Genomic DNA, 14,164 nt, shown 5'->3' with positions numbered 1-14,164 from the left:
CGGGCGAATTACCTGCATAGGCTTGAATCAATAGCAAGGAAGGCAGGTAGTTCAATGAGGAACACCGTCAAAAACATCGTTGTCGCCACCATCGGAACCGGTCTGGCAGTCGGCGCGCTCGCGCTGGCCGGGCCGGCCACTGCGGCACCGAGCGGGGCCGGGTCGGCCCAGCAGACCATCAAGCAGCTGGAGGATGAGGGCTACCGCGTCATCCTTTCCCGCGTCGGCAGCGGTTCGATCAGCGACTGCAACGTCAAGGCGGTCCGGCCCGGCCGCGACATCACCGAACTCAAGGCCGCGCCGCGCGGTAACACCGAGGAGCGGGTCCGCTACACCACGGTGTACGTCGACCTCGCCTGCGGCCAGGGCAAGTAGACCTATCCCCGGAGCGGTGGCCCGCACTATCGCCCCGGGTTAGGGTGGCGGCGTGCTGAGCAGAGTGGTGATTGGCCTGGCGTGCGCCGCGGGGGCGGCCGTGATGAGCGTGCCCGGATCGGCGGCGGCAGAGCCGGAGCCCGCTCCGGCCGCCCCCAACATCAACGCGTACCCGTCGGTCAAGACCTCTGAATACGCGGTGATGGACAACAACTGGTATGCCTTCAGCATCCCCGAAGGCATCACCTGTGTGTTGCAGCGCAGTGGCAGCTACGGCTGCAGCGGGCCGATCCCGGCCGCGCCCAACGGTGCCAACCTGGTCAGCGGGGGGCCCGGGGTGCCCGGGTTCGCCAGTTCGCCGGCCCCGGTGTTCGGCGTCGTCGAGAATCCCAAGCCGTTGCCGCCGAACTCACGGATCAGCTACCAGACCATCAGCTGCGGCACCGACGGCGTCTCGACCTCGTGCATCGACGGGCGCAATCAGTCCGGGTTCGTGATCAGCCCGGCGGGCAGCTTCGTCATCGGTGAGCAGGAATCGGACTTCAAGCCCACCTTCCGGATCGGCTGAGCCGAGGCGTCAGCCGATCCCCTCGAGCCCGGTTCCGCGAAAGTGACGTAGGGGTCGTTGTCAGCGACCGAGAGCGACCACAGCGTCACTCTCGGCGCAGAATATTCAGAACCCCGAGCCGTGCACCTCGTGGCCGGGCTTCTCGATCATCAGGCCGTAGTAGGCGTCCTCGACCTTGGCGCCGTGGTTGATCACGCTGTCCACCTCGCGGGCGATGGGCATGTTGAGCCCGTACTTGTCGGCGAACTCCATGATCACGCTGGCGGCCTTGACCCCCTCGGCGACCTGGTTCATCGACGCGATGATCTCGTCGACCGTCTTGCCCGCGCCCAGTTGCTCGCCGACGTGGCGGTTGCGGCTGCGCTGGCTGGTGCACGTGACGATGAGGTCGCCCATGCCGGCCAGGCCGGCGAAGGTGTCACGCTGGCCGCCCATGGCCTCGCCCAGTTTGGCCATCTCGCGCACCGCGCGGGCCATCACCATGGCGCGGGTGTTCTCGCCGATGCCCAGCGAGTAGCCCATGCCAACGGCGATGGCGTAGACGTTCTTGAGCGCCCCCGCCATTTCCACGCCGATCACGTCGTCGGTGGTGTACGTGCGGAATCGCTTGGTGCGGAACAACTGTGCCAGGTTGGCGGCCAGATGCTGATCGGGCATGGCCAGCACGGCGGCGGCGGCATAGCCCTCGGCGACCTCGCGGGCGATGTTCGGCCCGGCCAGGATGCCTGCCGGATGCCCGGGCAGCACCTCGTCGACGATCTCGCTCATCCGCCGGTTGGTGCCCTGCTCCAGGCCCTTGACCAGGGAGACCACCGGGACCCACGGCCGCAGTTCACGGGCCAGTTCGGTGAGCACCCCGCGGAAGCCGTGTGACGGCACGCCCATCACGATCACGTCGGCGCAGTTGGCCGCCTCGTTGAAATCGTTTGTGGCCTTGAGGCTTTCGGGGAGCGCGACTTCGTTGCCCAGGTAGCGCGAGTTGCGGTGGTTGTCGTTGATGTCCTTGGCGGTCTCCTCCGAGCGCACCCACTGCAACGTCGGCCCGCGCCGAGCGCAGATGGAGGCGACGGTGGTGCCCCAGGATCCTCCGCCGAGGACGACGACGTTGGGTTCGCGTTGCGCTGGTGCCATGGCGATCAGAGTATTGCCGAGACGTCGTTGCTGAGCCCAAGTTGTCGAACTGGGTCAGCCCGTGACGGTTCGTCTGCGGCTCATCGCGCCGATGCCCGCGGCGGCCAGGCAGGCCGTCGCCACCGCGGCGGCGAACCACGGGAAGACCGTGGCCAGGTCCCAGCGGGTGGCGGCCCAGCCGGCCAGCAGTGTCGGGACCGCCATCGCGGTGTAGGCCAGCAGATAGAACGCCGACATGGTCTCGCCGCGCTGGTCGGCAGGGACGACGTGCGACAGGTGCCGCAGCGATCCGCCGAACCCGAGCCCGAACGTCGCACCCAGCATTGCAGCCGCCACGAACACCAGTGGCCATGAATGGGTGACCAGCACCGGAACGGTAAGGCCCAGGGCGATTGCCATGCCCACGTCGCCGATGATCGCCGAACGGTGTGCCGGGATGCGGGTGGCCGCCAGTTGGGCCATCGCTGCGGAGAACGCGGTGATGGCCACGACTCCGCCACCGAACACCAGGTTCTCGATGTGGGTCTGGTGGGCGGCCAGCGACGGATATAGCGAGAGCAGCACGCCCAGGACCGACCAGGACGCCATCACGCCGAGCGCGGCGAACCAGAAGTCTGACCGGATCTCCTTGGCGACAGCGGGTTTCGAGATCCGGACAGGGCCGGGGGAGCGGGTGGTGTGGGTTTCGCGCAGGGCGAGGACCCCGACGCCGACCAGGACGCAGATGACCGCGACGACGGCGTAGGGGGTGCGCAGCGGGTGCGGTGCGTACTGCGCGAGGACCGCGGAGCCGATGATCGCGACGGTCATGCCGATGTTGAACGCGACGCCGCTGAGCTGTCCCGAGCGCACACCGCGGTGTGGGCGCAGATCGAGCAGCGCGGCGGCGGCCACCACCACGATCGACCCGACGGATGCGCCGTGAATGGTGCGGGCCAGCAGCAGTAGTGCCATGTTGTCGGCCACCAGGAAGACGCCGAGCCCGATGATCATCGCGATCAGGGCGCCCACGAGTACGGGCTTGCGGCCGATCACATCGGAGATGCGGCCGGACACGAGGACGGCGGCCAGCGCGGCCAGTGCGTAGACCGCGAAGACGATGGTGGTGGCCAGCGGGGTGAGGTGCCAGGCGGTTTCGTAGATGCCGTACAGCGGGGCGGGCAGGCCGGAGACGCCGAGGGCCACCCCGCTGAGGATCAGCAGCAGCGGGTAGGCCCAACGCTGGTGCTCCAGACCGAGCGAACCTTCCGCCGAGATCCCTGCCATCGTCACGTCCCGTCCGGTAGGTTTGATGTTCATCGAACCTGACCGAGACTACGCTCGGTTTGACGTTCATCAAACTTATTTTCCGGTGACGGAGGGCACAGATGGCGGAGGCTTCGGCGGTCGAGGCGCGCGAGCCGGTGGGCTCGGTGGCGAATCTGGCCCAACTGCTGGCGGCCCTGCAGGACCCGGTCCGATTGGAAATGGTGCGCCGTCTGCACGCCGTCGGAGAGCCGGTGAAGTGTGCGGCGCTGTATGAGGGCATCAACAAGTCGACGGCCACTCACCACTTCAACATCCTGCGGGACGCCGGGCTGACCGAGCGTGTGGTCAGCGAGGGGCACATCTATCAGCGGCTGCGGGTGCAAGAGGTGGACACCGCGATGCCCGGACTGCTCGATGCGATCGTCGAGCAGGCGAACTGGGAATCGCACCGCAACTGAGCGGCGGTCGCCGGATTGCCCCGGCGCCCGGCGACACCATCGAGGTTCGGGATCACGAGATGTTCCGAAACCCGACTGACATCGCCTGTAGTCAGTAGACTTCGGCGCAACGGCGTGCGGGGCAGCGGGCGTCACCTGGTCGGCAAAATCTGGCAACTTTTCGCGCGGCATCGACACGATCGGCAAAGTTAACGCCCATACCGGGCACTGATTCCGTAGTCAGTTCGTCCGCTCCGTGCGAATCTTGACCGATCTGGGCGCGACCCTTACGTCGGCGTCAATGCCTGCGACGCCCACTGAGGCCTGAATGCCCTGCATTTACAGGTGATACGAGAAATGACACGTGTCCACCCGCGCGATGGGGCGGCCAGCCACCGCGCTGGGCGGTTGCTGCGGATTTGCCGGTAATTGATGAGCCAACCTGACTAAGTGAATGATAATTCGGCAAAACGTTGACGGGGGATGAGCGCCGACGATACGGTGCCAACCACTGCGAGTTATCCGGCCGGCGGTGGCCATATCTCGGCCTGGGGAGGGATTGATCTCTGTGTTCGTTCAGCTGCTGCTTAATGAGAGAGGATGACGGCGCCGCCTGAGAGCGTGGCTGGTGGTGTCGAGTCGCAACGAGGAATCGACGCCATCGAGAACTGGGCCACCGGTTATGCCAGGCGTCATCCATTGGCGTCGCTCACCACGGTCGGTGACCAGTTCGTCCTCGGAGTCCGGACCATCCAGATTCTCTTCCTCGACCTTGTGACCGGCCGCTTCCAATGGCGTGAGTTCATCCAGCAGGGATCGTTCATGGCGGGCACCGCCGTGCTTCCCACGGTGCTGGTCGCTTTGCCGATCGGCGTGACGTTGTCGATCCAGTTCGCCTTGTTGGCGGGTCAGGTGGGCGCGACCTCACTCGCCGGTGCCGCCAGCGGCCTGGCCGTCATCCGGCAGGCGGCATCGCTGACGGCCGCGATCCTGATGGCCGCCGCGGTCGGATCGGCGATCACAGCCGACCTGGGATCGCGAACCATGCGTGAGGAAACCGATGCCATGGAGGTCATGGGCGTCTCGGTGATCCAGCGATTGGTGGTGCCGCGTTTTGCGGCAGCGGTGATGATCGGCGTCGCGCTCACCGGCGTGGTGGCTTTCGTCGGCTTCCTGGCCAGCTACCTGTTCAACGTCTACTTCCAAAACGGCGCCCCCGGCAGCTTCGTCGCGACGTTCGCCTCGTTCGCCACCACCGAGGACATGATCGTGGCCTTGGTGAAGGCGGTGATCTTCGGCGCGATCGTCGCGGTGGTGTCCTGTCAGAAAGGGCTGTCCACCAAAGGCGGGCCGACCGGCGTGGCCAACTCGGTGAACGCGGCTGTGGTGGAGTCCATCCTGCTGCTGATGGTGGTCAACGTCGCGATCAGCCAGCTCTACATCATGTTGTTCCCCCGAGTGGGGCTGTGACGTGACGGCTTCCACTTACCGGCCGGCCGTTCTCGATCCCTGGGTCCGGCTCTACCGACGCGTCTCGTCCCCGGTCATCCGGCTCGGGCACATGCTGGTCTTCTTCGGCCGGGCGCTGACGGGCATCCCGATAACGCTGCGCCACTATCGCAAGGAGTTCGTCCGGCTGCTGTCCGATATCACCTGGGGGAACGGGTCGCTCGTGGTCGGCGGCGGCACCGCCGGCGTTGCGGTCGTGCTCGGCATCACCGTCGGTGCGTTGGTCGGCATCGAGGGTTACAACTTCTTGGATCTACTCGGACTCGGGCCTGCCACCGGCATCATCTCCTCGCTGGTGAACACCCGAGAGTTGGCCCCGATCGCCGCTTCTCTGGCATTCGCCACCCAGGCGGGTTGCCGGTTCACCGCGCAGCTGGGATCGATGCGCATCGCCGAGGAAATCGACGCGCTCGATTCGATTGCCATCCGCCCGATTCCGTATCTGGTGACGACCCGTCTGATGGCCTCGGTTGTCGCGATCGTGCCGCTGTATGTCGCCTGTCTGGCGGTCAGCTACCTGACCAGCCAACTCGTGGTCTTTGCCATCAGCGGTGGTTCGACCGGCTCATACATGCACTACTTCGCGTTGATGCTGTCCGGCCAGGACATCCTCTACTCCCTGCTCAAGGCGATCATCTTCGTGTGGATCGCGTCGACGGTCCAGTGCTACTACGGGTTCTACGCCAGCGGTGGTCCGGCAGGGGTGGGCGTCGCCGCCGGGCACGCCATGCGCGCCAGTATCACCGTGGTGATCATGGTCAACATGCTCCTCACGATGGCGCTGTGGAGCGTCGACTCCGGAGCGAGGTTCGGGGGGTGAACAAGCGCAATGCCGAATTCCCTTGAGCTGGACGGCCGCGGGCCGACCGACCGGCAGTTGCTGGGCTGCGGGCTCGCGCTGCTGGCGGTTGCAGCGATCGTGACCACCGCGCTGCTGGTCAAGTCGACCGGCCGGCTGGATCCCTATGTCCGAGTGGTGGCCAACCTGGTGAACGTCGGTGACGGGCTGCCGCAACGATCCGACGTCAAGTACCACGGCGTTTTGGTCGGCGTGGTTCAGGGTGTCACCCCGGCGGCGCACGGCGAACCCAACTATGTGCACATCGACCTGAAACCTGGCTACGCTCAGTCGATTCCGGCTACGGTCACGGCCCGGGTGGTACCCAGCAATGTTTTCGCGGTGTCCTCGGTGCAGCTGGTCGATCAGGGCCCGGGCCCGGCCATCCAGGACGGTGCGCACATCCCCGAGGACACCGAGTTGCCGACGGTGTTGTTCCAGAGCACGATCAGCAAGCTGCGCGACATCCTGGCTGCGACCGGCCGCGGTCGCGAGGACAAGACGGTCGGCATCCTGGCTGCGGTCAACGCGGCCACCGAGGATCGCCGGACAGAGCTGTTGGCAAGTGGCGCCCAGTTGAATCGGCTCATCGACGAAACCAACTCGATCGTTGCGGCCGAGCCGGACGAGACGACGGTGTCCGCCCTCATCGACGCCACCCGGGGGTTGCAGGCCACTGCGCCGGAACTGCTGGACTCGCTGCAACAAGCGGTCGAACCCATGCGGGTGCTGGTCGAGCAGCGTTCGCAGCTCGACACACTGATCAGCGGTGGTGTGCACACGATGGACACCACCCACACCGCGCTCAACAACCACACCGACCGGCTGGTGAAGATCACCTCGGACCTGACCCCGGTGCTCGGCAATCTGGCGCAGACCTCGAACAACTGGGTGCCGGCCTTCGTCAAGCTGAATCAGCTGTCGGACAAGTTCTTCAACGAAGTGTGGATGAGCGATCGAGACACCGGCAACATGCGAGTGAACCTGTCGTTCACGCCCAGCTACACCTATACCCGGGCCGACTGCCCACAGTACGGTGAGCTCAAAGGCCCGAGTTGTTTCACCGCGCCCCTGGTGGCGACCCGGCCGGCCATGCCGGATGTGTTGCTACCGCAGAACTACCAGCCTCCGAAGGATCTGGCGCCACCACCGGGCACCGTGCTGGGCGAGAGTGGCAACCTGATCGCCGTCGGCCCGCCGCTGGTCAATCCGAATCCGAGCTTGGCCGACCCCAATCCGCCACTGCCACCGGAGATGACGCCGTCACCGCCGGTTCCCGGTTCCGCGAACCCGGCGCTGGCCCCGACCCCGCCGCCGGCGGTGAACCAGTCCCCGCTCGCCCCGGTCGCGCCCAATCCGTGGGATCCCGCGCCGGCAACCCCGCCGGCTCCTGGCCCGGTTCCGGCGCCCGGACCGTCGCCGTTGTTGCCCGCCGAGGCCGCACCGGCGTCGTTCGGCGGCAACGTCGGCCCCGTCGGCAGCCCCCAGGAGCGGTTCGAACTCAGTGTCATCACCGGCCAACCGGCCACGGCGGCCACCCAGCTGCTCCTCGGCCCGGTGGCGCGGGGGACAACGGTGTCTGTTTCTGAGGAGCCCCAATGAAATACCGAGGCGCACTGATCGGACTGTCGCTGTTCATGGTGGTGGCGGTGGTGTTGACCTGGTTGGTCTACGTCACGCTGCGCCGGGACGTGGCAGGCAAGACGGTGCCGTACGCCGCGATGTTCACCGATGTGTTCGGGTTGCGCGAGGGTGACGACGTCCGGATGGCTGGGGTACGGGTCGGCCGGGTGGAAGGCATTGAGCTGCAAGGAAACCTGGCCAAAGTGTCGTTCGTGGTGCAAAGCGACCAACAGGTGCTGGGTAACACCGTCGCCTCGGTGACGTACCAGAACATCGTCGGGCAGCGCTATCTCGGATTGTCGTTGGGCAAGCTCGGGGAACCGGGTCTGCTGCCGGCAGGCAGTGTGATCCCGACCGAGCGCACCGACCCCTCGTTCGACGTGGGGACGCTGCTCAATGGCTACGAGCCGTTGTTCAGCGTGCTCGACCCGAAGAACGCCGACAACCTCACCAAGGGTGTCATCCAGTCCCTGCAAGGCGATGCGGGCTCGATCACCGCTCTGGTCGACCAGACCGGCAAGCTCACCGAGTCGTTCGCCGGGCAGGACGAAAAGCTCGGCGAGGTGATCACCGATCTGAATGTCGTGACGGCCAACCTGGCCCGCCACAACGACGACCTCGACCACATCATCGGACAGGCCCGAACCGTGGTGTCCACGTTCGACGCGCGGCGCCCCCAGCTGGTGGACTCGATGGGCTCGATCGCCAAGGTGGTGCGCCAACTGTCGACCATCTCGGATCAGGTGTATCCGTCGCTCAACCAACTGGTCACCCGCGAGCCGGGGTTCGCGGCGCACATGGTGGGCCTGGAGCCGCAGCTGGCGTTCACCGGCGCCAATCTTCCGCTGCTGCTCAAGGGCTTTGCGCGGATCACCAACGAGGGGACTTACGCCAACGCCTACGCGTGTGACCTGAACGCGACTGGCTTCTTCCCCGGTTTCAACGACGTGACACCGATCATCGTCGACGCCGCGACCCCTGGTAACAAGGCGCAGTACACCCCCAAGTGCAGGAATCTGGCCAATGGCTGACCAATCATCGAAGCCCAAGCGCAGGCGGATCCCGCTTGAGGGGCGCAACCGGACCTGGCTCGGAATCATCGCGGTAGCAGTGGTTTCGGCTCTCATCGCGACGCTGCTGCTGATCAAGGTGGCCAACATCGGCTATCGCGAATACACCGCGCAGTTCCTCCAGGCGGCGGCTCTGCGGCCGGGCAACCCGGTCACCATCGCGGGGATCCCGGTCGGGGAGGTGATGAGCATGAAACTCGCGGGCGACCACGTCGAAGCCCGGCTCAAGGTCCGCAACAACGTCGTGATGGGTGAGGATTCCCGGGCCTCGATCAAGATCACCACCATTTTGGGCTCACGCTATCTGGCGCTGAATCCCGGCGGATCGGGATCGTTGCCGGACAACAATTTTGACCTCGTGCACACCGAGGTTCCCTACGATCTGCAGGAAGCTCTGGCCGACGTGACCCGGACCTACGAGCAGGTCGACACCGACAAGTTCGCCCAGTCGCTGGCCATCCTGGGGGAGCAGATGAAGACACTGCCCCCGGTGGTCCCGCAGGCACTGAAGAACACCCATACCTTGTCGACGATCATCGCGCAGCGGCGTGACCAATTGGGTGAGCTGCTCAAAACCACTGATTTGATCAGCACCACACTCCGTCGCCAGCAGTCCACGCTCGGCAGCCTGGTGAACCAGGGAAATTCGCTGCTGGGGGAGTTCGTCGCACGGCGTGCCACCTTCCACGCGATGATGGACGCGCTCACCAATCTTGTTCAAACTCTCAGCAATATCGTCATCGACGATCGCCCCGAGTTGGAGGAGTTGCTGCGTAACCTGCGTGAGCTGTCGACCATGCTCGCCCAGCACGACGATCTGTTGCGCAGCACCCTGCAATCCGCTCCGGTCGCATTGCGCGGCTTGGCCAACGCCACCGGCACCGGCAACGCCGCGGACTTCAACGCCACCAACGGCCTGCTGATCGATTCCTGGATGTGCGCGATCAGCGGTCGGGCCAAGCAGTTCAACATGCTTCAGTACTTCAAGGACTGCAAATGAGAATTCTGAAGTCCCGGTTGGCACTCCTGGCCATCGCCGCGCTGACGGTGGCGGCAGTGGTCGTGGCCGGGGCGGTTGTCTACGCCAAGGATCAGCTCAACACCATCTCGGTGACCGCCCAGTTCGACAGCGCTGCGGGGCTTTACGAAGGCAACACGGTGGCGGTGCTCGGGATGCCGGTGGGTGAGGTCACCAAGATCACCCCGAAGGGCGGCTACGTCGAAGTCGAATTCACCGTCGACAAGGACGTGAAAGTTCCTGCTGACGCCCAGGCAGTCACGATCTCCAACTCGATTCTGACGGATCGGCAGATTGAACTGACCCCGCCGTATCGCGGCGGTGACGTCTTGGTCGACCACGCCACCATCGGCCTGAACCGCACCCAGACGCCGGTCGAATTCGCCCGGGTGCTCGACGTACTCGACAAGCTGTCGGTCTCGTTGCGCGGTGACGGCAATGGCAACGGACCGATCGCCGATGTGGTCAACGCCAGCGCTGCGGTCGCCGACGGGAACGGCCAACAGATGAAGGACGCACTCGGCGAGCTGTCGAACGCGTTGCGACTCAGTGCAGACAAGGGCACGGTCACCAAAGATCAGCTCACCACCATCATCCGCAACCTGAGCTCGTTGTCGGAGGCTGCCGCCCGCAACGACGCCACGATGCGGGACTTCGGTTCTTCGGTGCGGGCACTCAGTCAGATCCTGGCCGACGAGGATCTCGGCTCGGGCACCACCGGCAGGAAGATCAACGAGGTGCTGACCCATACGGGCGAGGTGCTCGAAACGCATCGCGACGCCATCAAGGACATCGTCGCCAACGGGGACAAGGTGTTGAAAACGAGCGTCGACCACGAACGCGATCTCAAGGAGCTCCTCGATGTTGCGCCGATGACATTGGACAACTTGTACAACATCACCGACAAGAAGAACGGCGCCCTACGGGTGAAGGTGCTCACTGATCGGGTGCTGTTCGACAACCAGTTCATCAAGGAGGTCTGCAACGTCATGGGGCTGCGGCAGTTGGGCTGTAGCACCGGCACTCTGCAGGATTTCGGACCGGACTTCGGACTGTCCTACATGCTGGACGGCCTCGCGGCGATGGGACAGAAATGATCTGGATCAGGAAGCGTCACCGCCGCATCGCCGGCGTCGCAATGGTGGCCTGTCTCACCGTTTCGGGCTGCGGCACCGACGGTTTGGCCAGTCTGCCGCTGCCGGCTCCCGGCGTGGGATCCGGTGGCTACCGGGTGACGGCGATATTCTCCAATGCGCTCAACCTGCCGGCCAACGCGAAGGTGAAGCTGGCCGGTGCCGACATCGGCCAGATGGAATCGATGGTGGCGCGTAACTACACCGCGGTGACGACCTTGCGCATCATGGATGGGGTGCGGATACCGCAGGGCAGCACCGCCGAGTTGCGCTCCGCCACACCACTGGGCGACGTATTCGTCGCCATCAAACCGCCGATGCCTGCCGACCCCGCCGCACCGTTGCTGGCCGACGGCGACACCATCGGTTTGAAGTCGACGACGGCCGCGGCCACTGTCGAATCGGTGCTGAGCTCGGCGGCGATCCTGGTGAACGGCGGTGCGGTGCGCAACTTCACCAACATCATCAATGGCTTGGGCAAGGCCACCGGCGAACAGGGCCAAGCGTTCGGCAACCTCATCAACAAGACCAACCAGACCCTGGGCACGCTGAACGCGAGATCCGGACAGATCTCGACCGCGATCAGCGAGACATCGGCGCTCGTCGCGCAGATCGAGTCCAAGAACGACACGATCAGTGAGGTGATGGCCCAAGCCCGCCCGGCCACCGATACCTTGGCCGCCCACACCGACCAGATTGCCGATCTGGTTCAGCAGGTCGGCGACGTCTCCAATCAGTTACGTAAATTCCCGTCGATCGCGGGTACCGACACCAGCGGCCGCAGTGTCATCGCCGATGCCAACACCGTCGCGAGTGCCTGGAACGACGTTGCGCTGGCCCCTGATGCCTCGCTGTATGCGCTCAACCGGCTCATGCCACCGTTCGTCAAAGCCACCACCAGCAACGCGATCGCGGTCAACGCGAGCATCGACCGGTTGGTCCTGGGCGAGATCCCCGATATCGGGTTCGCCGGTGATCCCGGGTTCCACGGGCCCAAGTGGCACAACTGGCACCAGCTGGTAGGCGCGTTCAGGTACACCATGTTCAAGTTGCAGGAGAGGGTCGTCGGCAGGGGGCCCGATGTGCCGCAGGTCCCGGTGATACCCAGCCCGACCGAGCCGGGTCAACTGGAAGTTGCACCCCCCGCAGGAGCTCCCGCCCCGGGGCAGGCACCAGGGCCTGACCCGGCGGCCGCACTGCCGCCGGGACCGGCCGAGCCGCCACTCAGCCCGGCGCCTGCGACCGCACCCGGACCGCTGCCCGCCGAGGCGCCGCGATGATCGGGGCAGCCGCGGACCGACTTGTCGATCTCGTCCGGTTCGGCTACCGGCGCAAGGCCTGGCTGTCGGCGGCCGGCTTGATCATGGTCCTGGTGGTGGCGAGCGGCTATCTACTGTTCGGCGCGCTGCGGGTGAACCCGCTCGCGTCGCAGTACAGGCTTACCGTTCAACTGCCCGAGTCGGCCGGCCTACTGCCCAACCAGGACGTCACGATGCGCGGGGTGCCGATCGGCCGGGTGCAACAACTCGACATCACTCCGTCGGGTGTGAACGCCGTGGTCAACGTCAGATCGACCGTGCAGATCCCGGAGTCCAGCGACGTCAGGGTGTCGGGCCTTTCGCCCGCCGGCGAGCAGTACATCGACTTCGTGCCCGAATCAAATCAGGGACCGTTCCTCGCCGACGGTGGCGTCATCGCACTCGGCAAGGCCACGGTGCCGGTGAGTCTGGCAGATCTGCTCGCCAATGCGGACGGAGCGCTGTCCCAGACCGATACGGACAAGCTCGAACTCATCCGGCGGGAGCTCAGCCTGTCCGACGCCGGTCCGCAGAAGCTGGCCGACATCATCGACGGAGGCACCTTCCTGCTCTCCACGCTCGACTCGGTGCTGCCCGAGACCAGCAGCCTGTTGCGAAGCAGCCGCTCGGTGTTCACCTTGCTGGCCGATAAGAACGCCGGAATCGATGTTGCGTCAGACAATCTCAGCGAGTCCTTCGCGGGCATCAACAAGATGCGCGAAGGCTATCGCCGGCTCACCAACCAGGCTCCGGGAACGCTCGCCGCGGTGGACAACCTGTTCATCGACAACTCAGACACCATGGTGCAGTTGCTCGGCAACCTGACCACCACCTCCCGGTTGCTCTACCTGCGGGTACCGGCGCTCAACGCGCTGTTCCCGAATTACCGTACGTCGGTGCTCGACGCGCTCGGATCGGCGATGCATGACCACGGCCTGTGGGCGACCGGTGACATTTACCCGCGGTACTCTTGCGACTACGGAACACCACGCCACCCGCCGTCTTCGGCCGACTACCCCGAACCGTTCATGTACACCTACTGCCGAAATGACCACCCCGGATTCCTGGTTCGCGGCGCCAGGAACGCGCCGCGGCCCGCCGATGACGACACCGCTGGTCCACCGCCGGGCGCCGATCTCGGCAGACAGACAGACCCGACTCCCAAGGGCCGGTACACGATTCCCACCCCATACGGCGGCCCGACGCTGCCGATCGAACCACCTCGCTGAGTAAGGAGATGAAGTGTCCGTGACCGCTGACAAGAACACAGATACCGACATCGAACCCGACAAGGATGTCGAGGAAACGACCGACGGCGTCGACGAATCAACCGATGATGTCGAGAAATCGGCCGATGATGTCGAGGACAAGGTCGAGGCCGACAACGAAAAGTCCGAGAGCGCACAGCAGTCCGACGGTGACGAGCCGCGTGAGCGTCGGCGGCCGCGCGCGGCCCTGATCGCGACCGCGGTCCTGCTGGTCGCCGTTTTGGGCGGGGCGGGCTATGTCGGCTGGCAATGGTGGCAGCAGCTGCAGGTCCAGCATGCCGAGGAGGCCGCCCAGCAGGCCGCCGTCGAGTATGCGGCGGTACTCACCAGCATCGATACGGCCAAGGTCGACGAGAACTTCACCCAGGTGCTCGACGGCGCGACGGGTGAGTTCAAGGACATGTACTCGAAGTCCAGTACCGAGCTGCGCCAGTTGCTGATCGACAACAAGGCGTCCGCGCATGGTGTCGTGCTGGAGTCGGCCGTGCAGTCTGCGACCAAGGACAAGGTCGTTGTGCTGCTGTTCGTCGATCAATCGGTGTCGAACACCCAGGTGCCCGATCCGCGAATCGACCGCAGCAGAATCAAGATGACGATGGAGTACGTCGACGGCCGCTGGCGTGCAAGCAAAGTGGAGTTGCCGTAGCC

Annotated in this window: 14 protein-coding genes; 12 read left to right on the top strand and 2 right to left on the bottom strand. The window is 65.3% G+C overall.

All coding sequences use genetic code 11. The features are described 5' to 3' along the window. Positions 1–54: 54 nt before the first annotated feature. Positions 55–375: a hypothetical protein gene (locus tag ACNQR1_RS31305; RefSeq protein WP_418049421.1), complete on the top strand. Its 321-nt coding sequence runs from the start codon at positions 55–57 to the stop codon at positions 373–375. A gap of 52 nt (positions 376–427) precedes the next feature. Continuing rightward, complete coding sequence (locus ACNQR1_RS31300; RefSeq protein ID WP_418049420.1) at positions 428–943, top strand: hypothetical protein; 516 nt, start codon at positions 428–430, stop codon at positions 941–943. Positions 944–1,048: 105 nt separating this feature from the next. Here ACNQR1_RS31300 and ACNQR1_RS31295 read toward each other — a convergent pair whose 3' ends face one another. Both ACNQR1_RS31295 and ACNQR1_RS31290 read right to left on the bottom strand, forming a co-directional pair. Beyond that, a complete protein-coding gene (locus ACNQR1_RS31295) occupies positions 1,049–2,074 on the bottom strand; it encodes an NAD(P)H-dependent glycerol-3-phosphate dehydrogenase (protein ID WP_418049419.1) in 1,026 nt (341 codons plus the stop codon). A gap of 54 nt (positions 2,075–2,128) precedes the next feature. Then, positions 2,129–3,340 carry an MFS transporter gene (locus tag ACNQR1_RS31290; RefSeq protein ID WP_418050570.1) on the bottom strand — a complete coding sequence of 404 codons (1,212 nt, stop codon included), beginning with the start codon at positions 3,338–3,340 and terminating at the stop codon, positions 2,129–2,131. A 101-nt stretch (positions 3,341–3,441) separates the two neighbouring features. On the opposite strand from ACNQR1_RS31290, the gene ACNQR1_RS31285 reads away from it, so the two are divergent. The 10 genes from ACNQR1_RS31285 to ACNQR1_RS31240 all read left to right on the top strand — a co-directional run bounded on the left by ACNQR1_RS31285 (position 3,442) and on the right by ACNQR1_RS31240 (position 14,162). Next, positions 3,442–3,780, top strand: a complete 339-nt coding sequence (locus ACNQR1_RS31285) for an ArsR/SmtB family transcription factor (protein ID WP_418049418.1) — start codon at positions 3,442–3,444, stop codon at positions 3,778–3,780. A gap of 579 nt (positions 3,781–4,359) precedes the next feature. Beyond that, entirely contained in the window at positions 4,360–5,229 is an 870-nt protein-coding gene (locus ACNQR1_RS31280) for an MlaE family ABC transporter permease (RefSeq protein WP_418049417.1), read from the top strand. A gap of 1 nt (position 5,230) precedes the next feature. Then, positions 5,231–6,088 (top strand): MlaE family ABC transporter permease, encoded by an 858-nt coding sequence (locus ACNQR1_RS31275; RefSeq protein ID WP_418049416.1) that lies wholly within the window; start codon positions 5,231–5,233, stop codon positions 6,086–6,088. 9 nt (positions 6,089–6,097) lie between these two features. Then, a complete protein-coding gene (locus tag ACNQR1_RS31270; RefSeq protein ID WP_418049415.1) occupies positions 6,098–7,708 on the top strand; it encodes an MCE family protein in 1,611 nt (536 codons plus the stop codon). Then, positions 7,705–8,760, top strand: coding sequence for an MCE family protein (locus ACNQR1_RS31265; protein ID WP_418049414.1), 1,056 nt, complete (start codon positions 7,705–7,707; stop codon positions 8,758–8,760). Before ACNQR1_RS31270 ends, ACNQR1_RS31265 begins: the two co-directional genes overlap by 4 nt. Continuing rightward, on the top strand, positions 8,753–9,799 hold the full coding sequence (locus tag ACNQR1_RS31260) for an MlaD family protein (RefSeq protein WP_418049413.1): 1,047 nt from the start codon (positions 8,753–8,755) through the stop codon (positions 9,797–9,799). The genes ACNQR1_RS31265 and ACNQR1_RS31260 overlap by 8 nt, the downstream gene beginning before the upstream one ends. After that, positions 9,796–10,914, top strand: coding sequence for an MCE family protein (locus tag ACNQR1_RS31255; RefSeq protein ID WP_418049412.1), 1,119 nt, complete (start codon positions 9,796–9,798; stop codon positions 10,912–10,914). Before ACNQR1_RS31260 ends, ACNQR1_RS31255 begins: the two co-directional genes overlap by 4 nt. Next, positions 10,911–12,230: an MCE family protein gene (locus tag ACNQR1_RS31250; protein ID WP_418049411.1), complete on the top strand. Its 1,320-nt coding sequence runs from the start codon at positions 10,911–10,913 to the stop codon at positions 12,228–12,230. The genes ACNQR1_RS31255 and ACNQR1_RS31250 overlap by 4 nt, the downstream gene beginning before the upstream one ends. Then, positions 12,227–13,477: an MlaD family protein gene (locus ACNQR1_RS31245; RefSeq protein ID WP_418049410.1), complete on the top strand. Its 1,251-nt coding sequence runs from the start codon at positions 12,227–12,229 to the stop codon at positions 13,475–13,477. The genes ACNQR1_RS31250 and ACNQR1_RS31245 overlap by 4 nt, the downstream gene beginning before the upstream one ends. Positions 13,478–13,490: 13 nt before the next feature. Beyond that, on the top strand, positions 13,491–14,162 hold the full coding sequence (locus tag ACNQR1_RS31240; protein WP_418049409.1) for a tetratricopeptide repeat protein: 672 nt from the start codon (positions 13,491–13,493) through the stop codon (positions 14,160–14,162). Positions 14,163–14,164: the final 2 nt, after the last annotated feature.

Source organism: Mycobacterium sp. 48b, from assembly GCF_048282725.1.
Lineage (GTDB): Bacteria > Actinomycetota > Actinomycetes > Mycobacteriales > Mycobacteriaceae > Mycobacterium.
This window is presented reverse-complemented; position numbering and strand designations above follow the sequence as displayed.